This window comes from Streptomyces sp. NPDC002076, from assembly GCF_053593835.1.
This window is the reverse complement of sequence record NZ_JBSFDI010000030.1, coordinates 1-25,092: the sequence shown is the minus strand read 5'-3', so window position 1 is coordinate 25,092 and position 25,092 is coordinate 1. Positions and strand designations below refer to the sequence as shown.

The 25,092-nt window shown below is 68.6% G+C and carries 22 protein-coding genes and 7 pseudogenes; 12 read left to right on the top strand and 17 right to left on the bottom strand.

Annotated features, from left to right (window positions below):
* Positions 1 to 64: 64 nt before the first annotated feature.
* Positions 65 to 1,189 (bottom strand): alpha/beta hydrolase family protein, encoded by a 1,125-nt coding sequence (locus tag ACWCQS_RS40615; protein ID WP_451009155.1) that lies wholly within the window; start codon positions 1,187 to 1,189, stop codon positions 65 to 67.
* Positions 1,190 to 1,801: 612 nt separating this feature from the next.
* Here ACWCQS_RS40615 and ACWCQS_RS40610 point away from each other — a divergent pair.
* Both ACWCQS_RS40610 and ACWCQS_RS40605 read left to right on the top strand, forming a co-directional pair.
* Positions 1,802 to 1,928 (top strand): annotated as a pseudogene (locus ACWCQS_RS40610) (CGNR zinc finger domain-containing protein); the annotation flags it as partial.
* Between the two features lie 175 nt (positions 1,929 to 2,103).
* On the top strand, positions 2,104 to 2,352 hold the full coding sequence (locus ACWCQS_RS40605) for a hypothetical protein (protein WP_388635283.1): 249 nt from the start codon (positions 2,104 to 2,106) through the stop codon (positions 2,350 to 2,352).
* Between the two features lie 168 nt (positions 2,353 to 2,520).
* Here the strand turns inward: ACWCQS_RS40605 and ACWCQS_RS40600 are convergent, their stop codons facing one another.
* Positions 2,521 to 2,676: a hypothetical protein gene (locus ACWCQS_RS40600; protein ID WP_451009154.1), complete on the bottom strand. Its 156-nt coding sequence runs from the start codon at positions 2,674 to 2,676 to the stop codon at positions 2,521 to 2,523.
* Between the two features lie 14 nt (positions 2,677 to 2,690).
* Between ACWCQS_RS40600 and ACWCQS_RS40595 the strand changes: the two are divergent.
* A pseudogene (locus ACWCQS_RS40595) lies at positions 2,691 to 2,869 on the top strand (integrase); the annotation flags it as partial.
* Positions 2,870 to 3,575: 706 nt separating this feature from the next.
* On the opposite strand, the gene ACWCQS_RS40590 reads toward ACWCQS_RS40595, so the two are convergent.
* Positions 3,576 to 4,565 (bottom strand): helix-turn-helix transcriptional regulator, encoded by a 990-nt coding sequence (locus ACWCQS_RS40590; protein WP_451009153.1) that lies wholly within the window; start codon positions 4,563 to 4,565, stop codon positions 3,576 to 3,578.
* Positions 4,566 to 4,658: 93 nt separating this feature from the next.
* Between ACWCQS_RS40590 and ACWCQS_RS40585 the strand changes: the two genes are divergently transcribed.
* The gene (locus tag ACWCQS_RS40585) at positions 4,659 to 5,057 is read left to right on the top strand and encodes a VOC family protein (protein ID WP_451009152.1); all 399 of its coding nucleotides are present in this window, start codon (positions 4,659 to 4,661) and stop codon (positions 5,055 to 5,057) included.
* A 212-nt stretch (positions 5,058 to 5,269) separates the two neighbouring features.
* The gene (locus tag ACWCQS_RS40580; protein ID WP_451009151.1) at positions 5,270 to 5,422 is read left to right on the top strand and encodes a hypothetical protein; all 153 of its coding nucleotides are present in this window, start codon (positions 5,270 to 5,272) and stop codon (positions 5,420 to 5,422) included.
* Positions 5,423 to 5,491: 69 nt separating this feature from the next.
* On the opposite strand, the gene ACWCQS_RS40575 is transcribed toward ACWCQS_RS40580, so the two are convergent.
* From ACWCQS_RS40575 to ACWCQS_RS40565, 3 genes and pseudogenes are all read right to left on the bottom strand, one after another.
* On the bottom strand, positions 5,492 to 6,418 hold the full coding sequence (locus ACWCQS_RS40575; RefSeq protein WP_451009150.1) for a hypothetical protein: 927 nt from the start codon (positions 6,416 to 6,418) through the stop codon (positions 5,492 to 5,494).
* A gap of 44 nt (positions 6,419 to 6,462) precedes the next feature.
* Positions 6,463 to 6,579 (bottom strand): annotated as a pseudogene (locus ACWCQS_RS40570) (hypothetical protein); the annotation flags it as partial.
* A 99-nt stretch (positions 6,580 to 6,678) separates the two neighbouring features.
* Positions 6,679 to 7,473 (bottom strand): TetR/AcrR family transcriptional regulator, encoded by a 795-nt coding sequence (locus ACWCQS_RS40565; RefSeq protein WP_451009149.1) that lies wholly within the window; start codon positions 7,471 to 7,473, stop codon positions 6,679 to 6,681.
* 276 nt (positions 7,474 to 7,749) lie between these two features.
* Here ACWCQS_RS40565 and ACWCQS_RS40560 point away from each other — a divergent pair, with 276 nt between their 5' ends.
* Positions 7,750 to 9,462, top strand: coding sequence for an MFS transporter (locus ACWCQS_RS40560; RefSeq protein ID WP_451009148.1), 1,713 nt, complete (start codon positions 7,750 to 7,752; stop codon positions 9,460 to 9,462).
* Positions 9,463 to 9,897: 435 nt separating this feature from the next.
* On the opposite strand, the gene ACWCQS_RS40555 is transcribed toward ACWCQS_RS40560, so the two are convergent.
* From ACWCQS_RS40555 to ACWCQS_RS40545, 3 genes are all read right to left on the bottom strand, one after another.
* Positions 9,898 to 10,446, bottom strand: a complete 549-nt coding sequence (locus tag ACWCQS_RS40555) for a DUF4142 domain-containing protein (protein WP_451009147.1) — start codon at positions 10,444 to 10,446, stop codon at positions 9,898 to 9,900.
* A gap of 729 nt (positions 10,447 to 11,175) precedes the next feature.
* On the bottom strand, positions 11,176 to 11,718 hold the full coding sequence (locus tag ACWCQS_RS40550; RefSeq protein ID WP_451009146.1) for a hypothetical protein: 543 nt from the start codon (positions 11,716 to 11,718) through the stop codon (positions 11,176 to 11,178).
* Complete coding sequence (locus ACWCQS_RS40545) at positions 11,715 to 11,951, bottom strand: hypothetical protein (protein WP_451009145.1); 237 nt, start codon at positions 11,949 to 11,951, stop codon at positions 11,715 to 11,717. Before ACWCQS_RS40545 ends, ACWCQS_RS40550 begins: the two co-directional genes overlap by 4 nt.
* Positions 11,952 to 12,200: 249 nt before the next feature.
* Here ACWCQS_RS40545 and ACWCQS_RS40540 point away from each other — a divergent pair, with 249 nt between their 5' ends.
* Positions 12,201 to 12,980, top strand: a complete 780-nt coding sequence (locus ACWCQS_RS40540) for a class I SAM-dependent methyltransferase (RefSeq protein ID WP_451009144.1) — start codon at positions 12,201 to 12,203, stop codon at positions 12,978 to 12,980.
* A gap of 120 nt (positions 12,981 to 13,100) precedes the next feature.
* A pseudogene (locus tag ACWCQS_RS40535) lies at positions 13,101 to 13,708 on the top strand (helix-turn-helix domain-containing protein).
* A 20-nt stretch (positions 13,709 to 13,728) separates the two neighbouring features.
* Here ACWCQS_RS40535 and ACWCQS_RS40530 read toward each other — a convergent pair.
* Positions 13,729 to 14,373 (bottom strand): dihydrofolate reductase family protein, encoded by a 645-nt coding sequence (locus tag ACWCQS_RS40530; protein WP_451009143.1) that lies wholly within the window; start codon positions 14,371 to 14,373, stop codon positions 13,729 to 13,731.
* 152 nt (positions 14,374 to 14,525) lie between these two features.
* On the opposite strand from ACWCQS_RS40530, the pseudogene ACWCQS_RS40525 reads away from it, so the two are divergent.
* Positions 14,526 to 14,738, top strand: a pseudogene (locus ACWCQS_RS40525) (IS5/IS1182 family transposase); the annotation flags it as partial.
* 132 nt (positions 14,739 to 14,870) lie between these two features.
* On the opposite strand, the gene ACWCQS_RS40520 reads toward ACWCQS_RS40525, so the two are convergent.
* Entirely contained in the window at positions 14,871 to 15,239 is a 369-nt protein-coding gene (locus ACWCQS_RS40520; RefSeq protein ID WP_451009142.1) for a VOC family protein, read from the bottom strand.
* A 197-nt stretch (positions 15,240 to 15,436) separates the two neighbouring features.
* Positions 15,437 to 15,841: pseudogene (gene tnpA / locus ACWCQS_RS40515) on the bottom strand (IS200/IS605 family transposase); the annotation flags it as partial.
* Between the two features lie 53 nt (positions 15,842 to 15,894).
* On the opposite strand from tnpA, the gene ACWCQS_RS40510 reads away from it, so the two are divergent.
* Positions 15,895 to 17,238, top strand: coding sequence for an RNA-guided endonuclease InsQ/TnpB family protein (locus tag ACWCQS_RS40510; RefSeq protein WP_451009141.1), 1,344 nt, complete (start codon positions 15,895 to 15,897; stop codon positions 17,236 to 17,238).
* 42 nt (positions 17,239 to 17,280) lie between these two features.
* Here ACWCQS_RS40510 and ACWCQS_RS40505 read toward each other — a convergent pair whose 3' ends face one another.
* The 4 genes and pseudogenes from ACWCQS_RS40505 to ACWCQS_RS40490 all read right to left on the bottom strand — a co-directional run bounded on the left by ACWCQS_RS40505 (position 17,281) and on the right by ACWCQS_RS40490 (position 20,291).
* Complete coding sequence (locus tag ACWCQS_RS40505) at positions 17,281 to 17,688, bottom strand: hypothetical protein (RefSeq protein ID WP_451009140.1); 408 nt, start codon at positions 17,686 to 17,688, stop codon at positions 17,281 to 17,283.
* 153 nt (positions 17,689 to 17,841) lie between these two features.
* Positions 17,842 to 18,378 (bottom strand): hypothetical protein, encoded by a 537-nt coding sequence (locus ACWCQS_RS40500; protein ID WP_451009139.1) that lies wholly within the window; start codon positions 18,376 to 18,378, stop codon positions 17,842 to 17,844.
* 206 nt (positions 18,379 to 18,584) lie between these two features.
* Positions 18,585 to 18,746: pseudogene (locus ACWCQS_RS40495) on the bottom strand (dihydrofolate reductase family protein); the annotation flags it as partial.
* Between the two features lie 546 nt (positions 18,747 to 19,292).
* Positions 19,293 to 20,291: an aldo/keto reductase gene (locus tag ACWCQS_RS40490; RefSeq protein ID WP_451009138.1), complete on the bottom strand. Its 999-nt coding sequence runs from the start codon at positions 20,289 to 20,291 to the stop codon at positions 19,293 to 19,295.
* A gap of 190 nt (positions 20,292 to 20,481) precedes the next feature.
* On the opposite strand from ACWCQS_RS40490, the gene ACWCQS_RS40485 reads away from it, so the two are divergent.
* On the top strand, positions 20,482 to 21,312 hold the full coding sequence (locus ACWCQS_RS40485) for a helix-turn-helix transcriptional regulator (protein WP_451009137.1): 831 nt from the start codon (positions 20,482 to 20,484) through the stop codon (positions 21,310 to 21,312).
* Positions 21,313 to 22,069: 757 nt separating this feature from the next.
* Here ACWCQS_RS40485 and ACWCQS_RS40480 read toward each other — a convergent pair.
* On the bottom strand, positions 22,070 to 22,954 hold the full coding sequence (locus ACWCQS_RS40480) for a helix-turn-helix domain-containing protein (protein ID WP_451009136.1): 885 nt from the start codon (positions 22,952 to 22,954) through the stop codon (positions 22,070 to 22,072).
* 140 nt (positions 22,955 to 23,094) lie between these two features.
* Here ACWCQS_RS40480 and ACWCQS_RS40475 point away from each other — a divergent pair, with 140 nt between their 5' ends.
* Positions 23,095 to 24,111 (top strand): aldo/keto reductase, encoded by a 1,017-nt coding sequence (locus ACWCQS_RS40475; RefSeq protein WP_451009135.1) that lies wholly within the window; start codon positions 23,095 to 23,097, stop codon positions 24,109 to 24,111.
* Positions 24,112 to 25,092: the final 981 nt, after the last annotated feature.

Sequence of the window (25,092 nt, the reverse complement as noted above, 5' to 3'; positions counted from 1 at the left end):
GGCGCCGTCGAACGCAGCGGTCGGTTCGACACCGAAACAGGGCTCGGCGTCCTGCCCAACCGGTTCAACCGTGGCTGCTCGGGGGCGGGGTACAGACACCGGCCCCGCCGTGGGCGCGGAGGAAGACCAGGAGATCGCAGACGGACTGCCCCAGTACCTGATCGTGGCCCGCACCGGGGTAGACGCGATAGACCAGGGAGGGGGAGCCCAGGCGACGCAGGCGGGCCACGACCTCGTCGGTCCAGGCAGGCGGCACATCCTGGTCGGCGTCACCCTGGATGACCAAGGTGGGAACGGTGATGGCGGAGCGGTCCGGATCGCCGTAGGCGCCCATCCGCTCACCCATGCGCCGCAGCTGATCGCCTTTCAGTGGCAGCATCCGCTCGGTGTTCACCCCTTTGAGCACGGGATGGCTGTGCGTCACGCAGTCGGCGATGACCCGGGAGGCCGTGGCAGCCGCCGAGGGCCCCAGCAGCGAGCGCAGATCCGTCGCAGGGCCACCGGGCCCGATCGCGGCCAGGCCGACGAGCGAATAGAAAGCGAAAGACAGCTCGCTGGGCACATGCGAGGCCTTCACGCCCGCGAGCATGGCCTCCAGGTGGCTGGCCGGGGCAATGGCCACCGCCGCACCAAGCCGCTGGGCGCCCGTCCGGCGCGCGGTGTGGGTGGCGAACAGCGCCGCCTGCCCCCCTTGTGAGTGCCCGACAGCGAACCACACCGGCGCCAGGCCGGGCACCAGGCGGCGAGCCGCGGTGACGATGTCGGTCACGGCGTTGCCCTCGTCCGCGCCGACCAGGTAGGTGTGCGGGCCCGGGGTGCCCAGCCCGGGGTAGTCCGAGGCGGCGACCGCGTACCCGGCGCGCAGGAGCGTGCGCAGCTCCTGAGCGAAGACCTCCGAGCCCAGGTTCGCCGACTGTGACGGTGCGCACGCGTCGGCCACGCCGGTCGTTCCATGTGCCCAGGACACCACCGGCCACCCTCCCTGCGGAGCGCGGCCCGACGGCAGCAGCACGGTGCCGCTGACAGCAACGTTCGCGCCGCGTGCGTTGGTGGACTGGTACAGCACCGTCCAGCGTCGCGCGCTCCCCAGCCGCGCATCAGGACCATGGTCTGTAGCCGCGATCAGCGTGCCCGGTTCTGCGCTCGGCAGCCGATCGGGTACCTGGTAGGCGTGATTCACCGTGATCACAGCGGACTCCAGGTGCCGGTCCTCCCCTCCATGGAGAGTCCCGGTACGGTCCGACGGACGGGAGGCGGGAGAGCCCGCCGCTGCCACGGCGAGCGCGACCGTGACCGCTGTGGCACGCAATCGGGGGCGCCTTGACCGGCGCCGCCCGGTGTCTGTGCCTGTCCCCAGGAAGCGAAGCGAGCTCGGTATCCCCACGGGCGGATACTCCCTTCCAGCAGGCCTGTCGTGTCCAGCAGGCCTGTCGTGTCCCACTTTGGCGTCTTCGTGAGTGGCAGGCATGTGGAGGTACGCCGTCTGGGCCGCTTGTCCGTCGGTCCATGAGTCAGCCCGTTCCTCGAGGACGGCCAGGTGGCGTTCGGCGTACATGCGATGCCACCACTCCTCGTCGAGGACGATGAGCAAGCACGTGCGGACGGCGAGAGTCTCACCCTCGTCGGCCAGCCGGGACCGCCCAGCGGTCCGGTGCGGCTACCGGCCTGTCGCCGGTCAGGCCGTCGACCACCCGCCGCATCAGCGCCGTCGCAGCCGGCCAAGGTGAGTGCCTCATTGACTGACGGCCACGCGTCCCTGTCGTGCGGGACTCCCTGTCGAGGATGCTTGTGCTCCCACGGCATCGAGCTGCTGAGCAGGCCGGACGAGCCCCGCTCAAAGGAATGCGGGAAACCCTGAGTGCACCCGCACCCACGTCGACCGTTCGCGGGGCATGCACCAGCAGCGCTGCGGAATGGAGTCCTGCGGCGAGGTGCGAGGCTGTGGGTTTGCGTCACCGGATGACTGCGGTGGTCGTCATCCGTACGTACATGTGTACATGGACCAACTGGACCTGTGTTCACATGTCTTCGGCGACCAAAAACCTTCGCAGATATATCTAGAAAGGGGCGCAATCAGCGCAGGCGGATCGCTACCGTGGTCGGATGGATACAGAGAGTTTGCGGCCTCTCGATACCGGAGCCCTCCGCAGTCAGCTCGTCACGCACGAGGAAGAGGTCCGTCACCTGGCGAAACAGCTCGGCATCGCAGGGGAGTTCCAGGCGTGCTGCACGGTGCGCGACGCGGCGGACTTGCTGCTGGCCGCCGGCCGTGCGCTCGCCGCCGAGACGCCCTGCCGGACGACGACGCACACCATGGCCGTTCTGTACGCGCTGTGCCGGACGGACGCATAACCCGCCACGCCAGGGAGCCCCTGGGCAGGCCCGGCGCTCGGGGGCGCACAGGGAGGTGCCGATGGCAGTAGGCCCGGCTGCGGTGGTGGCCGGCAAAGCCCGGAATTCTCCCGGCGTGGCCGGGACGGATGTCCTGCGGCCGACGCCGGCAGCCGAGAGGAGACGGTGTCATGTGGTGGGTTGCGGAACGACGGGCTTGAGCGGCGGGCCGATCACGACCAGTTCCGGCTTGGCGTACTCGACCTGAGTGACGATCCAACCGGCCCCGTGATCCCATCTGTTGGGGGCGTAGTGCGTGATGCCACCGTTCGTCGCGTCGAGCACAGGTGCTGGTCGTACCGCTGCGGCAGTTCGCCATCCTCAACTCCAACCACCGCAGCCACCCCGCACAGCCCCGGGCGCTGTACGCCTACCTCGATGGCGCAACACCAACGCCCGCCACCGTGACGTCCTCGCCGCCCAGCGTCGCGAACACGCCCGCACCCGCAGCGAGAAGGGCATCCGCTGGGGAGGTCGAGCAGCAGCCCGATCAGTCGCCGACGTTGAACGTGGCGCATGCCTCGCAGGCTGGCGAGGACGACTTCAGCGAACCGTGCTACTTGCCTGCAACCCGGCGAACGATACGGGTCAGATCGCTAGCCACGAGCCATTTGAACGTGTTCAAATAATGATGCGTGATCGGAGAGAAGACTGCCGATGCGCGCCGGGCCGGTGACAAGAGGGGGCAGGCGTGGGTTCAGGTATGGGTGTGATCGTCTTTGCCGCCTTGGTCGTCTGGCCAATCCTCATGGTGGCATTCGGCCTCTTTGTCGGGTCGAGGACATCCTGGAGGATGGGCTTGCTGATGTCGGTTCCCTTGATCCTCATGCCCTACGGGTTGTGGCTGTTCGGCGCGGCTACCCAGTGACTGCTGCTCCGCGAGGGAGGACTAGCCGGTGGTCGGGCCTGTGGCGGGAGCTACTGAACACGAGAGTGTGAGACGAGGCCGGTTGCCTGGTGGTGACCGGTGGGTTCCGGTAGCCCCCGGGACCTGAGATACGGGCTAGGAGGCGGGTTGACCGACGCGGGGGAGGACCGGGCGGAGGCGCATTCGGCTGCAGGCCCTGGAACGCTTCGCGCGCGGGGAGAGGAACTCACCAACCCGGCGAACCTACGCGGTCACAGCACTGGCCGCGCATCCGCGATGGCCAACTGCGCCATCCCATGACATGGATTCCTCGCGGTCAGGCTTGGCGGGCGTGGGACGCGAGGCGATCGGCGAGCGCGATGACGAGGTCGCGCAGTTCATCGGGGCGCTCGATGACGAACGGCCGGTCGAGTGAGGCGAGTACCGGAGGCAACCAATCGAGCCGCTCCGCCCGCAGCTCGACGCGCAGCCAGCGCTCGGTCGCCCGGTCCTCGCCTACCACGGGCGCGTACTCCTCCAGGCTCGCGACGCTGGCGGGAAGGTGGGCGCGGATCTGCCCGACTGTCCCGTGGATCCGCAACGTCACCTCGTGCCGGTACTCGGCCGTGGCGAACGCTGACAACACGCGCTGTGCCGGACTGGTACCCACGGGCGCTTCGAATGAGCCGGGCAGGGTCCGCGCGTCTGCGATGCGATCGAGCCGGAAGGTTCGGTCCTCGCCGATCCGGGTGTCCTTGCCCGTGACGTACCACCGGCCCGCGTGGGCGACGATCCCGTACGCGTGCAGCGTGCGTTCGCTGCGCCGTCCGTCGCGGTCGGTGTAGCGGATCGAGACCGGTCGGCGGTGGCGCACCGCATCGGCGATGGTGAGCAGGACCTCGGCGTCCGGGGTGTCGAAATCATCAGGCTGATCCGTGAAGGCGAGAGCTTCCAGGAGTGTGTCGAGCCGACGGGCGATGCGCTTGGGCAGCACCCGCCGGATCTTCGCCGATGCCGTCTCGCTTGCCGTGTGCTCGGTCGTCGTCAAGCCTGCTCGGCGACCGGCGACCAGGCCGAGCAGCACGGCCAGCGCCTCGTCGTCGCTGAGCATGAGCGGAGGCAAGCGGTACCCGGGGGCGAGCCGGTACCCGCCGTAGCGGCCGCGCACCGATTCCACGGGCACGTCCAGGTCGATCAGCTGGTCCACATACCGGCGCACGGTGCGCCCTTCGACGCCGAGCCGGTCGGCGAGTTCGGCCACCGTCCGGGTGCCGCCCGACTGCAGCAGCTCCAGGAGTGTCAGCACGCGGGCGGTGGGTCGAGGCATGTTCGCAGCCTAACGCGAATACAGGACCGATTCTGTCCACTATTTCTCCTAGCCTGCGACGTGCACGCCTCCAGCACAGCCAAGGAGATCCCCATGAACTTCGTCTCGATCCGCATCATCACCAGCGACGTAGCGCGACTCGTCGAGTTCTACGAGCGAGCCACAGGGGCGCGGGCGACGTGGGCCACCAAGGACTTCGCCGAACTCAGGACCGCGGGCGCCACCCTCGCGATCGCCGGCACCCGCACCGTCCCGCTGTTCGCCCCGGGCTCTGCCCGCCCGGCGGACAACCACAGCGTGATCACCGAGTTCCTCGTCGACGACGTGGACCGCGTTCACCAGAACCTGACCGGCTTCGTCACCGACTTCGTCAACGAGCCCACCACGATGCCCTGGGGCAACCGGTCTCTGCTGTTCCGTGACCCCGACGGCAACCTCGTCAACTTCTTCACCCCCGTCACGCCGGCGGCCATCGAGAAGTTCGCACGCTGACGCCATGCACAGCCGCTCACGCGGGAGCCCTGAGATCCCAGGGCTCTCGGTGAACGCGACGGCCGCGTCCAGGAGCGCCACCAGCAGGGGCACGGGAACGCACCGCTGACCCCTGAAGGAGTGGAGAGGAATACGGGGCCCTCTCCCGCGAGTAGGCGTACGTCCGCGACTACACAACCGAGCGTGAACGCCGAGTCGCAGTCGCGGAGTTCGTGAAATACAACTACGAGCGGCCGCACGCCGCGCTCGGCGACCGACCGCCCATCAGCCGGACCGCCGGGAGCGGCTACCGGATCGTCTTCGACCAGCCGCCCGAACCACTCGCGGGCATCCCGCAGCAGCTCATCTTCGTGGACTTCGCGTAACCAAGGTCCCGACCGCCCAGGGCGGCAGCCCGGGCAGGGGGCGGCTACCTTGCCCGAGGCGGGCATGGCTCAGTAGCCCTGGGTGATCGCCTTTTCCCGCATCAGCGTTTCCAACTCCGTGTTCGACAGCGGGTGCAGAGTGTCCAGGAGGTGGCGCAGGCCGGGTTCACCGAGGGACTGGCTGGTGACCTCGACCTCCGCGTCGTGGTACTGGCGGGTGAGGGTGATGTCGCGGGTGTCACCGGGGAGGCGGCGGATCATGCGCATCTCGCCGTGTCCGTCCACCGTGCAGGTCGCGCCCTTCTCCACGGGCTCTGGGCATCGCGGCGTCTGTGTGAGCGGTGAACGCACCACGAGGCCCACGTACCCCAACTCGTATCCCTCTCGGACGGGGCGGTAATCGACGCTGAAGTAGGCAGGGCCGACCACGGCACGGGATACGTGCATTCCATGCGGCGCAGCACCCAGATAGAGCAGTTCCGGATGCTTCCGGTATCGCGCGATCTCCGCCGTGTGCCGGCCCTGCTGCGCCTGCTCCGGGCCGATGAAGCCCCCGTAGCCCACACCGGCCACCAGCACGGCCACCGCCCCCAGCCGCACCCACCGGCTCGGCACGAAGAGCGCTGCGGCGACGGCGTACGGCACACCCGTCAGCGCGACCCGTGTGCCGGCGCTTCCCAGGTAGACGTTCCCGTCGTACGCGACCAGGCCCGCCAGGACGCCGAGCGTGCCGAGGACGAAGACCAGGGCCGCCCAACCGAGTCGCCGGCGCACCGAGCCGCACAGCGGCACCACGGTCTGCGCCGGTATGCCCGCCAACGCCAGCAGGCCCACCATCAGCGGCACGCCCAACGCGAGGACCGGCACCGCCGCCCCGGCGCCACCGCCCCAGGCCGTCACCACCAACTCGAAGCCGAGCGCCGGCATCGCGGCCGCCATCGTCGCCCATACCAAGAAGAGATGCAGGGCCGTCAGCGCCCCTCTGCCGCTTGTCATGCCGCGGAGCCTGCCAGCCCGCGTCATGACGCACATGAGTTCTCCTACTCAGTACGTTCTCTCCCACCCCGCGAAAGGTGACGGATGGTGCGCTCGGCTGCTGCGGTCGGCCACGGTGCGGCGAACGCCTCCTGGAACACCAGTGGCGTCTGGTCATGAGCGGCTGAGACGTCCCCGGCCGATCAGCGCCGGTGCGTGCCACATGCGCCGCCGGGCTTCCCGGGCTGCGCCGGACTCCGGGACTCGTTCGGCTTCCGGACTCAGTCGGCTTCCGGTACCGGGCCCGTCGTAGGGTCCGGCAGGTAACTCGCCAGGCCGCGCAGGATGATTTCCAGGCCGATGTCGAACCGCTCGTCGGAGGAGTCCGTCACCATCAGCCCGGCCAGAGCGCGCAGGTGGGGGAAGTCCTGCGCGGGCAGGGACGCGAAGTAGTTCTGCATCTCGTCGGTCATCTCGCGCCAGTCGGGCCGGGCCGGCGAGGCAGCGTGACCGCCGTGCTGAGCGGCCCGGTCCCGCCACATGCCCTCCTCCAGGACGAACCCGTCGATGTACGTGGAGATGAGGTCGCCGGCCTCCGCCGCAATGCGGTCGGGCAGCCCGGCGGTGCGGAAGATGGCGAGCAACGCCTCGACATGCGGGAGCAGTTCGGCGGTGAAGGGGACGTGCCCCATGGAGATCCTGGCCATGTCCCGGTGGGACAGCAGACGTCGACGCCAGGCGCGGGCGAAGTCCCGCAACTGCTCCTGCCAGTGCTCCGGATCGGGCGCGGGCAACGCGTAGTCGTCGAAGAGCCGCGTGTACATGAGCTCCAGGAGGTCGTCCTTGGAGCTGACGTGGGCGTAGAGGGCGGACACCGCGACCCCCAGTTCGGCCGCCACCTGACGCATCGAAAGGCCGTCGAGCCCGTGCCGGTCCAGCACGGTGAGGGCGGCCTCGGCGACGCGCTTGCGCGACAGTGGCATGCGTACGGGCGCGACGTGGGTGCGAGCGGGGCGCTCGCGCTCCCACGGGGATGGCGGAGGGGGTGCTGGGGTGTCGGCGGCCGCGTCGCTCATGGGACCAGTCTAGGGATCCAGAGAACAGTGTTCTGCTCGTGGTGGATGTGTCTCACTGCCAGACGCGATATATCTTGTCGAAGCCCAAGAATTGCGCTATATCTTAATGAACGCCGTTCTCTTGGTGAGCAGTGTTCTGCTACGGTGAACATTGTTCTCCAGCGTCCGGCCTCCTGTCTTTCTGGACCGCACCAGCGAGCCGGGCAGTTTCCGTCCAGCCATCCCACCGCGCCCGCGGAACCTAGACGCGACGCGGCCTTCCGTGAGGAGTTTCCGATGTCCACCACCGGTGTCGCGTCCGCCGAGACGCCCACCGACTCGCCAGCGCCCTACCGGTGGCGCTGGGCTGCGCTCTTCGTGATCCTCGCGGCCGAGGTGATGGACCTCCTCGACGCTGTCGTCACGAACATCGCCGGCCCCTCCATGCGGGCCGACCTCGGTGGCGGCGCCTCCACCCTCCAGTGGCTCGCCGCCGCGTACACCCTCTCGATGGCCGTCGGACTCGTCACCGGCGGCCGGCTCGGGGACATCCACGGTCGACGCCGGATGTTCCTGGTGGGCGCCGCCGGCTTCACCCTGGGCTCGCTGCTGTGCGCGGTCGCCGTGTCTCCCCAGATGCTGATCGCCGCACGTGTCGTGCAGGGCCTGTTCGGCGCGGTGATGCTGCCGCAGGGCCTCGGCATGATCAAGGAGATGTTCCCGCCGAAGGAATCACAGAAGGCCTTCGGCATGTTCGGCCCGATCATGGGGCTGTCCGCGGTGTGCGGGCCGATCCTGGCAGGCTGGCTCGTCGACGCCGACTACTTCGGCACCGGCTGGCGGATGATCTTCCTGATCAACCTGCCGCTGGGTGCCGCGGCCTTCCTCGGGGCCCTGCGCTACCTGCCCAGGGGCCGGTCCGGCGACAAGCCGCGCCTCGACATACCCGGCATGCTCCTGGTCTCGCTGGCCGCGCTGCTCATCATCTTCCCGCTGGTGCAGGGCCGTGAGTACGACTGGCCCGGGTGGACGTTCGCGATGATGGCCGCTTCGGTGGCCGTCTTCGTCGCCTTCGCCATCTACGAGTCGCGCCGCAGCAAGGCCGGCCGGGACCCGCTGGTCGTCCCCAGCCTCTTCCGCAAGCGCGGGTTCAGCGGAGGCATGACGCTCGGGCTGGTCTTCTTCTCGACCATGCAGGGCTTCATGCTGGTCTTCAACCTCTACACCCAGATCGGCCTCGGCTATTCGCCGCTGAAGGCAGGCCTGGTGATGGTGCCCTGGTCGGCCGGCATGATCGTCGGTTTCGGTGTCGCTCAGGCTGTCGCCAGGTTCGGCCGGGCCGTGCTCCAGGCGGGCACGGTGGTCATGGCGCTCGGCGTGTTCGGTGTGTGGCTGACCCTCGAGACGGTGGGCAGCGGCGTCGGCCCCTGGCAGCTCGTGCCGGCCCTGCTCTTCACCGGCATCGGGATGGGCCTGCTCATGGCCCCCTTCTTCGACATCGTGCTCGCCAGCGTCGAGCAGCACGAGACGGGCTCGGCGTCCGGCACGATGACCGCGATGCAGCAGCTCGGCGGCGCCTTCGGCGTGGCGCTCCTCGGCACCGTGTTCTTCGGCCTGCTGGGCGGTGGTATCGCCACCGCCGTCGACCACCACTCGGCCGGCCTGCGGGGTCAGCTGAGCGCCGCGCACGTGGCACCGGATGCCCAGGACCGCCTCGTGGCAGACCTGCGGAGGTGCGCCTCGGACCGTGCCGTCGCCAAGGATCCTGCCGCCACCCCGGCGTCCTGCGCCCGCCTCGAGAAGGACACCCGGTCCGCCGTGACATCGCCGCAGGCCGGCGCTCGGATACCCGGCGCGCTGGAGACCACCGCGACGTCGGCCTTCCGCAGCGGTTTCGGCTCCGTGATGAAGACGGTGCTGTGGATCGTCGACGGCATGCTCGTCCTGACGTTCCTGCTCTCCTTCCTGCTGCCGCGGCACGCACGCCCCGAGGGTTCTGCCGGTCACTGAGCCCCGGCAGCCTCGGCGAGACGAACGGCCGGGCACCACCTAGCGGTGGCTGTCCGGCCGGCCAGTTTCCGTCGACGCCCGGCCCGAGCGGGCCGCAAGAATTCGGGAGGAGGCATGGCAGGTCTCCTGGGGTGTGCGGGTATACAGAAGGCCCTGTTGCCGATGAGCAACAGGGCCTTCAACGACCCTTGAAACGCACGCCGGTTAGTGTGCAGTCACACCTCAGAGAGACCCGCGGAGGAGGACGAGTCGATGCCACGTCTCGGTCGTGCCGCAGCAACGGCAGCGCAGCGCGCCCTGCAGCGTCCCGGACCATGCACAGCGATTCCGAGACCGACGTGGAGTGGGGAGTGGCTGCGGACGAGCCGCTCCAACCGGCACACTCGCCAAGGCACACATCAGTGGGCCGGGATCATGTCCGTGAGTCGGCGGGCGCTATGCGTGGCACACGCCGTGGTTGACCATCTGGGTGTGGCGTGTCACGACCGGGCGCGCGCTCTTGGCCAGGGACTTGACGAGCGGGTTGGTGCCCGAGGCGATCTCCTTGTCGATGAGCGCAAGGGTCTGTACGTGGGCGGGGTACTGGGCCTTGAGCCACGCGGCATCGTACGCGCGCGTCCCGGCGAGGGACTTGAGGGCGGCGGTTTGCCTCAGCTGCGCGGCCGTTTGCCCGGACGGCAGTGTCACCCCGAGTTGTCGCGCGGTCTTGACGACACCGGCGTCGAGGGCGCGGTGGTCGCGGATGAAGTGGGCGGCGACCCGCCTGACGCAGGCTGTGGTCGCGGCGCTCTGAGCTTGCTGACTGGCGGTGATCTCCCACAGGTTGCCCTGGTGGGCTGCGGTGAGGAGTTGCCTGTCCAGAGCGGAGACCGCTGACGGCGAGGCCGTCGACGAAGCGAGAGCCGGGAGCGACGCGGCGCCCATGAGGGACAAAGCGGCGGCGCAGACGGCGGTGAAACGGGCAGCGGATCGAGTCGTGTCCATGAATCCTCCACAGGTCGCACGTGCAAGCCCCGACGAAAGCCCCATCCCTATTGCTCGAAGAGTGAGAAACAGTACCTATGTCATGGTTCACCCGGTTGAGTTGCTCGGCAACCGAGGACGCCGGCGCCTCGGTGTCGGCGCCTGAGACGCCATGTCGAGCGACTCGAACCATCAGACACGGCCCAGCCTCGGCGCTGCCCGCTCCCAGGCCCTTCTCCACCCCAGGTGCAGATACGGCAACACTGCCTAAAATCGAGGGGATGCCGCTGGCGATGCGGGCGCCCCGGGCAGCAGCCCGGGGCGCCCTGTCACTGCAGCAGCCGCTTCTCCTGTGCCGCAGCGACGGCCTCTTGTCCGGTCAGGCGGACCGCAGGACCACCGATCATCCCCTCCCAGCCCACGCCGACAATCCTTGCTGCCGAGACCAGCCCGGACCTGGCCTTGTGTTGACGCGGGGAGCGCGGCGGATGCGCCGCGCAGGACAGCCCGGCACCGCACCCACTATGGCAGGCGCGTACAGCGCAGGACCGGCCGATGACGGGCACGTCAGCGACTGGTAAGGAGCCGGCTCGAGCGACTCCTCATCGTCCGCGCGCCTCTTGACGTCACAGGTGAGATGGCACTTGTTGGTCAGTCCTCCTCACGATTGATACCCACGACCAGTAGCGAGGCCCTTCACGAGCCAGGTAGCGGCAGTGTTCGACCCGCTGTGGCGCATGCTTTTGCGGATCAGTCGTCGGCTTGGTCCTCCGATCCGGCCGCGTCGCCGATGGCGACGCGCAGGTCATGCATGCCTTGCAGGATGTCGATGAGGGCTTCTTCCGCCCCACTCAGAGCGCTTCGTGTTCCCTCCGTATCGCCGCGCTCGGCGTGCAGCTGAGCGCTGAGGGTGTACACCGCTGTCATGACGGCGGCGAAGGCGGCCTCCCGGCCGGGTGGCAGTTCTTCCGCCTCGGGTTCGGAGACCTGCACCGCCGTGCGCTGCAGCCGGTTTGTCAGGACGTTGACCGCGAGGCCGGGATCTCCTACCTGCTCCCCCCAGCCGAGCAACGTCTCAAGCACGTCCTCGATCTCCCCTTCCTCGGTCAGACGGGTTGCGGCGGTGATCTCGAGCTCCGTCTTCGCCAGCAGACTGCCCAGCAGGTGCAGGCGGTCTTCTTCCTGCGGCCCCTCGGGTCGCTTCTCCTGATCCGCAACCGGCTCAGCCGCCAGAGCGGCCAGCGCTGCGTAGATCTGCTCAGTACTTACCGGGCGCTCGCTACTGATGCTCACTCCTTCAGCTTCACCCAGCGAAGGCGTACCCGCCCGTCCAGTACGTGCAAGCCCCAGCCGAGTTCCACCACCCAGACCAGCGCCTGGCCGAGCAGATCGACGAGCTCTTCGATGCCTGCCGGCTTGTTTTCCGCGGCGCACACCGGGTGGTTCACCTCGGCCCTACGAGTGCAGCACCACGCACTCGCGGAGGAGCTGGAATCGGGCGCGGCCGACAGCTGGCGGTTGAGCATCGTGATCGGGTTGACATGGCCTTCGACCGGGCCCGAGCCACTGGGGCAGGGTGAGTCCCGTCGATGGCGGTGTCGCGGGAGCGGTCGACGTCGGCGGCGTATCGCTGGGCAGGCGCGGGCGGGGCTGGCCGATGCATGCGGAGGTGTCCGAGGCCGCCCGCGGTGCCCCTGGTCCGAGTGTGCGGGTGGCCGTCGCCGAAGTGGTGCGGCGGGGTGGGCGACCGTCGGCAGCACGGATAGCGTAATCCCATGGCCTGGGATGAACGGCTGCTTCACGCCTCGTCGTTCGGCGCAGCGGCGGTCGCATACGCCGAGCACCGTCCGGACTACGCGCATGCCGCGGTCCGCTGGGCGCTCGAACCCGCGCCCGGCCCGCGCGTGCTCGACCTCGGCGCCGGCACAGGCAAGCTGACCGCCACGCTGGTCGCACTGGGTTTCGAAGTCATTGCAGTCGAGCCCGACCCGGCGATGCTCACCGAGCTGCGCCGCTCGCTGCCGGCTGTCCGCGCCCTGTCGGGTAGTGCCGAGGCCATACCGCTACCAGACGCGTCCGTCGATGCCGTGCTGGCCGGCAACGCCATGCACTGGTTCGACATGGCCGTGGCGGGACCCGAGATCGCCAGGGTCCTAGCGCCAAGCGGTATCCTGGCCGGCCTGTGGAACGTCATGGACGACCAGGTCGAGTGGGTTGCCGGGCTCGCGCAGATCAGCGGGAGCGCGGCCATCGGCCCGCGTGACACGCCCACCAGCTGGCGCGCCGAGACGGCAAACATGCACCTGCCAAAGACCGGTGTAGCCGCCCGGTTCGGCTCGCCGGAGCAGGCCGAGTTCCCGCACGGGCAGCGCCGCACCGCCGACACCCTCGTCGCGACCATCGCGACACGCGCGGGGGTGCTGGTCATGCCGGAACAGGAACGGGATGCCACGCTGGGCCGGATCCGCGCCTTCCTGGCGAGCACACCGGAGACCGCCCGCGGCGAGTTCACCCTCCCGATGCTGACCGGCGTGCTGCGCGTCCGGCGGCTGTGAAGCATCACGTCGACAAGGGCCGTGACATCGTCGGCTAGTGCTGTGACCGCGTAGGTTCGCCGGGTTGGCGGTCGTGGCGGTTGGATGTGCGGTGACGTCCGATCGACGGGTGGAGGCGCGGTGGCTGAGCCCGTCCGTGTGCGCAGACCGATCTCCCACGAGGGGCAGAAGCTGCAGCAGATCGTGCGCCGGAGCAGCACCAGCTCGGTGCGCTACCGGCGCGAGATGATGCCGCTCGCCTCGGCGGGCGGCACCAGGTTGCCGGTGACAGCCCACCTGGTGCAGGCCGACGAGGACACCGTCCCCGGATGTGATCCACCGGTTCAACGAGATCAGCCTGACCTGCCTGGACCCCCGCTGGGCAGGAGGCCGTCCCCGCGTGCTCACCCCTGACGACGAGGACGAGTTCGGGCCGTTGGGGATCCGGCCCACCGCGGGCTCTTGCTGGGCGAAGCAGGGCAACCCCCTGCCGGCGACCTACCACCGCACCCACGGCGTCCCCCACTCCCACGGAGGCCCACTTCGCCCCGCTGCGCCAGTTCAGCCTGGCCAACTCCCACCACCTCCGCCACTCCGCACAGACCCAGGCCCTGCACCGCTACCTGCGCCGGCGCAACGCCAACGCCCGCCACCACGCCATACTCGCCGCCCAGTGCAAGGAACGCGCGCGCATCTGCAGCGAGAAGGGCATCCGATGGGGCGGACGCCCCTTCGCAGCCCCAGCCTGAACTCGCGTGGGCCCCTCGCCTCACCTTCGCCAGAACAGGTGGTGCCTCACGCCGCTCGCACTGGGCACGACCTCCAGGTGGAACCGGTCGAGCAGCTCATCGGGGGACTCCCAGAGCCGTAGCCCGGATCCGAGCTCTACCGGCGAGACCGCCACATGCATGGTGTCGACAAGGCCGGCATCAAGGAACTGCCGGATGGTGGTGACCCCGCCGCCGAGCCGGACGTCCTTGCCCTGCGCCGCTTCCCGCGCCCGTTCGAGGACGGTGGCCGGGTCGCTGTCGAGGAAGTGGAACGTAGTGTCGGAGAGCGTGAACGAAGGACGCGTGTGGTGGGTCATGACGAACACCGGAGTACGGAACGGGGGCTCCTCCCCCCACCAGCCGCGCCACTCGTGATCGTGCCAGGGCCCGCGCTGGGGCCCGAACTTGTTGCGGCCCATGATCTCGGCGCCGATGTTGTGTGCGAAGTCGCGCGTGAAGTAGTCGTCCAGGCCCCGGCTCCCCCCGGGATCCGTGCGCATGGGCCAGCTCGCCGTGGCTCCGGCCCAGGCGAACAGCCTCTCGGGATGGTCGAGGCCGAACGGCCGCTCGAGACTCTGGTGCTCACCGGCACCGATTCCGTCACTCGAGACGTTGAAGTTCATGACTCTCAGCAGTTGATCCACTTGTGTCCCTCGTCAGGTCCTGTCGCGTCATCGTGTGGCGAGGCGCCGCACATCATGACGTCGAACGGGACGTGGCCGAATCGACAGCGGCCCGCAACCTTTTTCCAGCGGCGCGTCAGGAAGCGGCCGCGTTGGCGGCGTGACCCTCCCACCTGCGTGCTGCCGGCCTCGGGGTCCTGGTCGGCCTGGGCTTCCTCGGCCTGGACGACGACGCGGAGGATCCCGTCGTCGTCACCGGCTTCAAGGCCACCCGCGCCCGCAGGCTCGCATCCGCCGGAAAGGAGGCCAACCGGGTCCTGGCCGCCGGATGCGTCGCCGTCGAACGCGGCTTCGCCCACCTGAAGAACTGGCGGATCCTCACCAAGCTCCGTACTGACCTCGCCCGCGCCACCCACCTGTTTCGCGCGCTGCTCGTCCTGACGAACATCGAGACCACTACCGACAATGGATCTCTACCGCAGGTAGCCCACGATCAGCACAGGCCCCCCGGAACAGCGTCACCGGGCCGGGATCGGCTGAGTGAGGTTGACCGGGTTGCCGTCGGGGTCCTGGATGTGGGCGACGCGCTGTGCCCACGGCATGTCGTTGGGGCCGCTGCGGACCGAGCCGCCCAGCGCCGCCACCCGGCCGAGCGTCTCGTCTACGTCGTCGACACCGATGCTGAGCAGGATCCGCGACGCCGCCCCAGTCCCCGCGTTCGCCTTGGCCACCAGCCCGAGGTCGGTGTCGCCGATGCGCAAGCCGAGGTAGAAGGCGGGGCCTTCCGTCGGTATCCGGAAGATCTCCTCAGCGCCGAACAATTTCGTATAGAAGCCGAGCAGGACGTCCTGGTCGGCAGTGATGATCACTGGCTGGATGGTGGACATGGCACTCCTGTCGAGAACGGTCGTGTCGCTGGGTAGACCGTTCGAGGACGGTGAACTCATCGGTAAAACCACCCTGCCGGACGAGCCGAGGGCCTCGACCTTTGATCTTGGCCAGTGCGCCGCTCTTCAGGGCGGTGGTGAAGGCCGTTTCAAGCCCGTTCTGACCCGCACGTGGGCACGGGGCGGCACTGTTTACCTCAGCCCACGGGGCGCTGTTGCCGCTCGATGTACTGCTGTACGACGGTCAGCGGCGCCCCGCCGCAGCTTCCGGCGAAGTAGGAGCCGGACCAGAAGTGTCCGCCCCACAGGTACCGGCGCACGTGCGCGTCGTACTCCCTGCGCAGCAGCCGGGCAGAGACGCCCTTGAGGGAGTTGACCAGCTTGGAGAGCTGCACCTTGGGAGGGTAGTGCACGAGCAGGTGGACATGGTCCTGTTCGCCGTTGAACTGCTTCAGCTCGGCTTCGAAGTCGGTGCACACCTCTCGCATGATCTCTTCGCAGCGCGTCAGCATCTCGTCGGTGAACGCCTTACGCCGGTACTTGGTGACGAACACCAAGTGGATGTGAAGGTTGTAGACGACGTGGCGTCCGGTCCTGACATCAGGATGAGGGTTCTAGCGTGGTGAGATGGACCAACCGTAGTATGGTGATCGCTGTGAGCGAACTCGGCCTGGTGAAACGGCAGTTCGGGCACCGTGCCCGACTGGCGCTCATCTCTGCCGAAATCCGACTCCTGGACGACCAGGCGCACGCGGCCCGCACGATGTGGAACTGCGTGCACTCCTGGTGGACGATGCTCCCCAAGGGCAAGCGCACTCTTGCCGCCGCCGACGAAGCGATACGGCAGGGGCGTAAGGATCTCGATTACCTCGGCAAGCTGCCCGCGCAGGCCGCGCAGGCTGTCTTGAAGACGTACTTCCAGAGCTGGAAGAACTGCTGGGAAGGCCGCGCCGGCGAGCCGAACTTCAAGGGCCGCTTCCGCTGCGCGATGTCCGTGGACATCCCGCAGGGTCGGGACCTGAACGTCGTCCGCGTCCATCGCCGCTGGGGCATGGTCAACATCCCCAAGGTGGGCCGGGTCCGCTTCCGCTGGACCAAAGACCTGCCCGTCGGCAAGAAAGCAACCAAGGAGAACCGGATCACTGGCGCCCGGCTGGTCAAAGATGCGCTCGGCTGGCACATCGCATTCCGCGTGCAGACCCTCGAAGCCGAGCCGCAGCCCCGCCAGGGCCCGGACGTCGGCATCGACGCCGGAGTGAACATCCCCCTCGCCCTGTCCAACGAGGACCACCAGGACCACGGACGTCCGCCCCGTCTCCCGGACCAAACCGCTGACCGGGACAAGTGGCTCACCGAGAAGGAGAAGGCCAAGCTCCTCACGCTGGAGCGGCAGGCCGCACACCAGAAGTCTTTCCGCAAGAAGGGGGAGAAGACCTCCCGCCGCTTGCAGCACACCTACGACCAGATCAAGCAGCTTAGAGCAAAAGCCACGCGACGAGCCTTGGACTGGCAGCACCGGACGACCACCTACCTCGCCCGCACCTACGGCACGGTCGTGGTCGAACAGCTCAACATCCTTGGCATGACCAAAGCGCCCAAGCCGAAGCCCGACCCCGACAACGAAGGCAATTTCCTGCGCAACGGGGCCAAGGCCAAGGCCGGTACGAACCGCTCCATCACACAAGAGGCGTGGGGGCGGACGGTCACGATGCTGACGTACAAGCTCGCCCGGTGCGGCGGCGAGCTGGTCAAGGTACCGGCCCCGTACACCTCTCAGCGATGCTCAGCGTGCGGCTTCATCATGCCAGGCAGCCGAGAGACCCAAGAGCTGTTCGCGTGCAAGAACACCGAGTGTGGATGGACCGGAAACGCCGACTGGAACGCGGCCCGGAACATCCTGCACCTGTATCGGATCGGCCACGTCATCATGGAGATCCCGGCCGCCGGAAGGCGCGGTCGTAGGGCGGGTAAAACCGTCAAGCCTGTCGCCGAAAGGTAGACGGGAATCCCCTCCCTGAGCTTGCGAAGGGAGGGGAGAACTTCAAAGTTGCTGAGAGAAGCCGCACCACCTGGCCACGTAGGCGAGCTTTCCGTTCCTGTCGGCCACGCGCACCCACACATTGCTGTGCAGTCCGGTACTGCCGTCTGCGTAATTGCACGTGTAGAAGCCGCCCGTGACCGATGAACCGCAGTCGGAAGTCTGGTACCAACACCAGGCGCCCTGGCTGCAACTCGACAGATGGCCGACGATGGCGCCGCTGGTGCTTGCCGAGCTGCGGATGTTGAGAGCGCAATCGTTGCCGGGATTCGGCGTCATGTACCAGTGCGTCGCGGTCGGCAGCGAGGATCCGGTGTCGTTCGCCTCGGCGGTGCCGGCAAGCCCGAGGGTCGTGAGCGCGGCAATGGAAGCCACCCAGGCAAGCCGCCGAACAAGGCTTGTGCGAACCATGATTCTCCTCGTGTCCAGAACGCGGTTGGCCTGATGCGGTAGACCAGGCTTTCGCGTGCCTGACGTGTGGCCAACCCTTCGATTCGGACTGGAGAACACTGTCCGGTTTCCGTCCGTTTGCCCCTCACCGTTGATCATGTGCGCGGGTGTACGTCAGCATTCGTCCGCACTGGACAGAGCCTCGGTGATCATGCGGGTGGCGAAGTCGCGGTCGTCGGTGAGTCGGTTGATGTGTTCGGCGAGCAGGAAGGCGGTGGCTTCCAGGGGATTCATCTCGGCCTTGGTCCAGTTTCCGTACTGCTTGCGCCACAGGCTGGGGCTCAGCCCGGTGCCTGCAGCGATCAGCAGGCCGGCCATGGTGGGGATGGCCTCGGGGCGCACGCTCTTGGGCATCATGCGCAACGTGGCCACGAGATTGGGCACCACGCACTCGATGACATCCTTGCCATGGTCCTCGTACGCCATCCGCAGCCACTGCATGTACATGTAGATGAGCGTGCACGCGCCGTCCAGCATGTCATCGACTCCGCTGGGCCCCAAGGACGCGGCGAACTGGTCGGTCAGCGCTTGTTGTTCGGGATCGGTCTGTGTCTTGTCGTCGTAGATGGCTTTGAGCCGAGAGTCGATCATCATGAGTGCTGCGCCGACATCCCCGACGGGAGCGTGCTGGGGGTCGCAGGGCGATGGCACAGGAATCCTCCTCAGCTGACCGTGAGCAGCGCGGCGTGTCCGTACAGTAACCCGCCGATGATGCCAGGGTCTGACGACTCCGGAGGATCGGCCGGAGACGCCCTACACCACTCAAACTTCGACAGCGCACGCTCAAGAGCCGCTGACACGCGACAACCTGTTGATCTGTCGCATCGAACGCTGAGCGCTTCTTCACGACGTGGTCGGAGGACGCCGTTGGTCAGGTGCGTCGCGGGCGAGGTCGAGGTCACGCTCCGGTGCACCGGAGTGTGTGGCGCTCCGCCAGTGAAAAGGTGAGTTCCAGTGCCCGGCACGACGGGCGCCAGGTGCAGCGTCAGCGCGTCGACCAGCCCGGGGGCGAGAGCCGAGCCGCGCGGCGGTGACGGCGTCGGACAGATCGTGGTCACGCGGGGTTGCCGACCCCACCGGCGCCGTAGCCGTCCGGGCCGGCCCCGTTCACCGGGTCGAGTCCGCGGCCGTTCGGCAAGCTGATCACTTAGCTGCGGCGTGAGCGGACCCGGCACGCAAGGGCCGGCCATGGAGCTTCGCGCTTCCTCCCTTGGCCCGCGGCGAAGAAGCTGGATTGATCGCCGGCGGTGATTGACTCACCCAAGCGCGGGCGGCTCGGCGGAACCCAAAACGCGTCCCGGCCCGGTCGACCGCGCACTGCCGGGCAGCAAGCACCACGTCCTCACCGACGGCCACGTCCTCACCGACGGCCACGGCATCCCGCTCGCGGTGTCACAGACCGGCGGCAGACGCAACGACGTCACCCACCTGCAGCCGCTGCTGGGCAATGCCCCGGCCGTGGCCTGTGTCAGCGGACCTTCTCCTGGCTCGTCACACACGGCCAACGCCTTTGTGAGGACCGGTCCGAGGCGGAGTGGGACAGAGCCGTCCGACAGCCTGCCCTCTTACTGCGTGAGGAGCTCCATGTTTCCGGCTCCATAGCGGTCGCCCGAGGCTGCGCCGACCGGGGCGGCCACGTCGAGCGCAACCAGCTCGTCGGCGGTCAGGGCGATGTCCGCGGCAGCGATGTTCTCCTCCAGGTACCGCACCCGACGGGTGCCCGGTATCGGGACCCCGCCCTGGGCGATGGTCCAGGCAATGGCCAGCTGCGAGGGGGCCACTCCCTTCTCGGCAGCGATCCGCACGATCGCGTCGACGATCCGCAGATTGGGGCCGAGATTCTCGCCCCGGAACCGCGGATCGCTGTTGCGGAAGTCGCTCGCATGCAGGTCCGCCGGGTTGAGTCGGCCGGTCAGAAATCCGCGGCCCAGCGGGGAGTACGGCACGAACCCGATACCGAGCTCGCGTACGGTGGCGAGGACACCGTTGGCCTCGACCCCGCGCTCGAACAGTGAGTATTCGGTCTGTACGGCCGTGATCGGGTGCACCGCGTGTGCCCGCCGGACGGTGGCCGCCGACGCCTCGGAAAGACCGAGGTGGCGGACCTGTCCGGCCTTCACCAGGCCGGCCATGGCCGAGATGGTCTCTTCGATCGGTACCGTGGGGTCGATCCGGTGCAGGTACACCAGATCGATCCGCTCGATCCCGAGTCGTCCCAGCGAGCCTTTGATCGCCCGCACGATGTGCTCCGGCCGCCCGTCCACAACCGGCCTCCCGTCGATCACAGCCATCTGGCCGTCTTCGGTGTACCCGAAACCGACCTTCGTCGCGATCACGACATCGTCGCGGACGGGGGCCAGGGCGTGGCCGACGAGGCGCTCGTTGTGGCCCAGCCCGTACGACTCGGCGGTGTCGAACAGGGTCACTCCCAGTTCCACCGCGCGCCGAAGCGTGACGCGGGCCTCCTGCTCGTCGCTCGGCCCGTAAGTCGTGCTCATGCTCATACAGCCCAGCCCCTCGGCGCTCACCGTGAGGCCGTCTGAACCCAGTGGGATCCGTCGCATGGCTGTCTCTCCGTTCTCGGAAGATGTGCCCCGGCCCGGTGGCCGAGGTCGTCACACACCCAGGGCACCATCGGGCGCCGGAATCCAGCAAGAGCAGCCTTTGTCCCGGGGGCCGGCCGACCGGGGGTCCAGCACACCCCCCAAGAGCCGAGGACGGACGGGGCCGGCAGGCGGCGCTAGCCTGAAGGACGTGACTGAGCACAGGCCCGAGACGGATCTTCGGGATTTCCTGCGGACCCGCAGGGCCCGCATCACCCCGGAGCAGGCAGGTCTCACCCCACATCTGGGGGCGCGACGTGTGCCGGGGCTGCGGCGCGAGGAGGTCGCGCAGCTGGCCGGGGTGAGCGTCGACTACTACGTGCGGCTGGAGCGCGGGCGCAGCTCGAGCGTCTCCGCTTCCGTCCTGGAGGGCGTGGCTCGCGCGCTGCAGCTCGACGAAACAGAGCGTGCTCATCTGTTCGCCCTGGCCGCGGCCACCCGGGGGCGGCCGCGCGCCGTGTCGTCGCAGCGGGCCCGGCCCGGACTGCTCAGGGCGCTGGACAACATCGCCGACGTACCGGCTCTGCTCCTGGGACACCGTCTGGATGTTCTGGCCACCAATCGTCTGGCCCGTGCCCTGTACGTGGATTTCGACGCCTTGCCGTCCGAGGAGCGGAACATGGCCCGTTACATGTTCCTCAATGACGCGGCCCGCGAGCTGTATGTCGACTGGCCCGAAACCGCCCGGGAGAACGTGGGCATGCTGCGCCTGTATGGCAGCCATCATCCGCAGGACCCCCGGCTCGCCCAACTGGTCGGCGAACTGTCCGCCGCGGACCGGGATTTCCGCCGGTGGTGGGCGGACCACGAGGTGTTCCTGCCTCGGCACGGCGTCAAGCACTACCACCACCCGCTGGTGGGGGACCTGACCCTCGGCTTCGAAGCCTTTACACCCATGGGCGACACCGACCAGACGCTCGGCCTGTACACCGTCGAGCCCGGATCGCCGTCCGAGAGGGCGTTGCGCAGGCTCATGAGCTGAGCCGGCTCGGCCTGGTGCCACGCCGAGCGATGCCGGCAGCGTAAGGCACCCTGGCCTGGTGGCCAGGGTGCCTTCAGCCGCGGGCCTCTTTTTGGCCCCGGACGGTGCCGCTCGGATCGAGTAGCCGCTTGTCAGGGCACGGTGTACTCGCCGTCGACGGCGAGTACGCATGCCGGCGACGTTCGTCGCCAGCTCCATCGGCTCCACACACCGCCTGCCCGCTGTCGCCGATTCCGCCTTCGCGGTGGGGCTGCTGTACCGGCTCGCCTTCCCGTCATCCTCGGCAGCCTCGTCACCAACAACCCCTGCCCGGGCCCGCCCGCCCCGCCCTCATCGTTCCCCCGCGACCGGCGGCATCGCCTGGGCCGCCGCCCACAAGGGCATCTTCGATGCCGTCGGCTACGACCGTGGCGGCATCCACCAACGTCGTCATCCGCTGGGTCCACGCGTCCGCACTCTCCCCAGGGCCGGCGCTCACCGGACTCCGGCTCACGGCCGCGACCAGGCGCTCGGCCTGCTGGCCGCGGCCCCCTGCACCAGCGGGCCCCGCGAGCCCTCCCCAGCTGACTTCCGCTACCGGGTCATGCGCCGGCAGGCCACCGGAGGCTGCGAAGCCGCGCAGGACAGAGACTTCCCCGCCCCGATACCCTGCTCGCGGCCTTGCCGGCCCTGGCGGAACAGGCGTCATCCATGCGGGATTTGACCCACTGTTACCGGCCGTGGGCACGGGACGTGCCCCGGTGCACGATGAGCGGTGTCACGGGCGCGGCCTGTCCGCTTGCGGAGCTGGATGCGGATGGTGAGCGGACCCGGCGCAGCCTGCGAGCAGGCTGAGTCGTTCCGCGGACGGCGATCCGGGTTCGGCGGTGGAGACGCCCAAGGTCTGCTCCGGGTCGTCGGCCGGGGTGAAGGCCTCGTAGCCCAGGATGAGGTCGCCCACCACCGGGTGGTGGTAGTGCTTGGTGCCGTGGGTGCGCTGGAACACATCGTTCGAGGCCCACCAGCGGCGGAAGTCGGTGTCCCGGACCGCGAGCTCGCCGACCAGTTCGGCCAGGGCGGGGTCGTGGGGGTGGCGTCCGGCGTACAGGCGCAGGGAGGCGACGATGCCCCGCGCGGCCTCTTCCCAGTCTGCGTACAGCGAGCGGAAGCCGTCGTCGAGGAAGGCCAGACGCGCCATGTTGCGGCTGCGTACGGGCAGAGCCTCGAAGTCTGTGTACAGGGCGCGGGCGAGCTGGTTGGACGCCAGGACGTCCAGTCGCCGGCCGTAGACGAGGGCTGGGACGTCGGTCAGGCTCTCCACGAGCAGGCGCAGGCCGGGACGGACGCGCTGCCTCGGCAGCGGGCGGGGACGGGTGAGGGCCGGTTTGGCGAGCCGGAACAGGTGGGTGCGCTCCAGATCATTCAGCCGCAGGGCCCGAGCTACCGCGTCCAGCACGGAGGCGGAGACGTTCAGGGGCCGGCCCCGTTCGAGGCGGACGTAGTAGTCAACGCTCACGCCGGCCAGCCGTGCGACCTCCTCACGCCGCAGGCCCTGAACCCGCCGGGCACCGGCCTGGGGCTCCAGGCCCGCCTCCTGCGGCGTGATCTTCGCGCGGCGGGAGCGCAGAAATTCCCGCAGCTCGGTGTTGGGTTCCTGGGCCATGCCACCACGGTAGTCCGGCCCGACAGGGTGATGGCCGCGCCAAAGGGGGTCTGCTGGACCCCCGGTACAGGTGGATCTCCCACTGCGGTAGCGGCCGGTGCTTGGCTACTGGAAGAGCCATCGAACACCAGGAGGTAGTGATGAAGCGCAGGATCCTCGGCAGCACCGGGCTGTCGGTGAGCGAGTACGCGCTCGGCGCGATGATGTTCGGAGCGATGGGCAACACGGACCACGACGAGTCCGTCCGCATGATCCACACCGCACTGGATGCCGGAATCAACCTGATCGACACTGCCGACGTGTACTCCGCCGGAGAGTCGGAGGTGATCGTCGGCAGGGCGATCAAGGGCCGCCGCGACGACGTCATCCTGGCCACCAAGTTCGGGCTGGCCATGGGTGACGATCCCAACCGACGCGGTGGATCGGCCCGCTGGATCCACCGAGCGGTGGAGGACAGCCTGCGTCGGCTGGACACCGACCACATCGATCTGTACCAGATGCACCGGCCGGATCCTTACACCGGCATCGACGAGACACTTGCCGCCCTGTCTGACCTGATCCGGGCCGGAAAGATCCGCGCGATCGGCGGCTCCTTCTTCTCGCCCGAGGAGATCGTGGAGGCACAGTGGGCGGCCGAGCGGCGCGGGCACCACCGCTTCCGCAGCGAGCAGCCGCCGTACTCGATCCTCACCCGCGGTGTGGAGAGCCGCGTGCTGCCCACCGCCCAGCGTTATGGCATGGGCGTGCTCACCTTCGGGCCGCTCAACTCCGGCTGGCTCTCCGGTCGTGGGGATCCCACTGCCGGGCACCGCAGCGCCGGTGCCGGGGCCAAGATGTTCGACCTGTCCCGGCCCGCTGTACGGGCCAAGGCCGACGCGGTGCAGAAGCTGACCGCCCTCGCCGCCGAGGCTGGTCTGCCGCTGCCCCATCTGGCCGCCGCCTTCGTCCGCGCCCACCCGGCCGTCACCGCGGTACTCATCGGCCCGCGCCGGCCCGAGCACCTCGACGATCTCCTCGCCGGGGCCGACGTCGAACTCGACGACGACCTCCTCGACCGCATCGACGACATCGTCCCGCCCGGCGTCGATGTCAACCCCGGCGACTTCTACATCGACCCCACCCCACCGCTCACCGACAAGCGCCTGCGACGCCGCTGAGGCACGCCGGCAGGGCCGTGTACTACGGCCTGCAGGACCGTTGGACCCGACCGGATTCCCACCCATGCTCCTGCAGGCCGGTGCCAATGCAGTGCTCCTGGACAACTCCACCCGCATGGCCGCCCACGCGGGCCGGTGCGCGTAGCCCCAGGTCGTGGCCTGCCTCTGCATCACCGACGCGGGCAGCCCTCACCACGTCCGACCGGCCGGCACTCGCGCTCCGGCCTCGCAATCGGTTCCGCAAGGAGGCCCAGTACACCCGCAGCTGCCGCGAAGTCGCAAGTAACCCTGGGCATTCGATGACAGCCTGCCGACACGCTTCCTCGTCTGCCGCTGCGTCATGGTTCGTTGGATGCTGTAGGCACCTGGCGGTACTCCGTTGGCAGTGCCGTACTCAGTGAGGGCCAGTACCCCCGTTCCGCGCATCGGGGTATCGGAGCCGATGGTCACAGGGCTTAGGCCGATGGCTTGGGCGAGGACTGGAGCCATATCGAACACCGCCCACTTCCATTCGTCTTCCGAGGCGTGGGCCGCGTTCCAAACGGGAGCCAGTCCCAGTTCGACGCGGCGGTCCCGCTCGTACGGCAGCGGGCTTCCGATCGTCAGCAGGCGGTCATCGCCGTCGCCGGCCTCGCTGCAGCGACGGATGACGACACCGTTCTCGGCGACGACCCACGCGGATCCGGCCCCTTGGGCGCCGTTGCAGCACGCCTGCGCACGGCCGTAACGGGCGCTGAGTCTCTCGCAGGCCCCGGAGCACTTCGTCCGCGCGTTCGCTGTCGATCGGGTCGCACCACCGGCCGGCCACGAAGGTCCAGCCATCGAGCTCGGGGCTGACAAATACCCGGGCGAAGCACCCGGGGCCATCTGCCGGGCCGTCGTGGCTGGGCCTTGACCCCTGATCTTGGACACACGAGACACTGGATCCTGAGGATCTGAGAACGGACATCTCGTGGTCATGAAGAACTATCCGCCGGAGTT

Bases quoted from the DNA above. Each gene is read 5' to 3' on its own strand.
- ACWCQS_RS40540 (WP_451009144.1), top strand. From the start codon at position 12,201: ATGGCCTGGGATGAACGGCTGCTTCACGCCTCGTCGTTCGGCGCAGCG.
- ACWCQS_RS40560 (WP_451009148.1), top strand. From the start codon at position 7,750: ATGTCCACCACCGGTGTCGCGTCCGCCGAGACGCCCACCGACTCGCCA.
- ACWCQS_RS40555 (WP_451009147.1), bottom strand. From the start codon at position 10,446: ATGGACACGACTCGATCCGCTGCCCGTTTCACCGCCGTCTGCGCCGCC.
- ACWCQS_RS40505 (WP_451009140.1), bottom strand. From the start codon at position 17,688: ATGGTTCGCACAAGCCTTGTTCGGCGGCTTGCCTGGGTGGCTTCCATT.
- ACWCQS_RS40520 (WP_451009142.1), bottom strand. From the start codon at position 15,239: ATGTCCACCATCCAGCCAGTGATCATCACTGCCGACCAGGACGTCCTG.
- ACWCQS_RS40475 (WP_451009135.1), top strand. From the start codon at position 23,095: ATGAAGCGCAGGATCCTCGGCAGCACCGGGCTGTCGGTGAGCGAGTAC.
- ACWCQS_RS40590 (WP_451009153.1), bottom strand. From the start codon at position 4,565: ATGCCTCGACCCACCGCCCGCGTGCTGACACTCCTGGAGCTGCTGCAG.
- ACWCQS_RS40490 (WP_451009138.1), bottom strand. From the start codon at position 20,291: ATGCGACGGATCCCACTGGGTTCAGACGGCCTCACGGTGAGCGCCGAG.
- ACWCQS_RS40605 (WP_388635283.1), top strand. From the start codon at position 2,104: ATGGATACAGAGAGTTTGCGGCCTCTCGATACCGGAGCCCTCCGCAGT.
- ACWCQS_RS40480 (WP_451009136.1), bottom strand. From the start codon at position 22,954: ATGGCCCAGGAACCCAACACCGAGCTGCGGGAATTTCTGCGCTCCCGC.
- ACWCQS_RS40585 (WP_451009152.1), top strand. From the start codon at position 4,659: ATGAACTTCGTCTCGATCCGCATCATCACCAGCGACGTAGCGCGACTC.
- ACWCQS_RS40575 (WP_451009150.1), bottom strand. From the start codon at position 6,418: ATGACAAGCGGCAGAGGGGCGCTGACGGCCCTGCATCTCTTCTTGGTA.
- ACWCQS_RS40545 (WP_451009145.1), bottom strand. From the start codon at position 11,951: ATGCTCAACCGCCAGCTGTCGGCCGCGCCCGATTCCAGCTCCTCCGCG.
- ACWCQS_RS40565 (WP_451009149.1), bottom strand. From the start codon at position 7,473: ATGAGCGACGCGGCCGCCGACACCCCAGCACCCCCTCCGCCATCCCCG.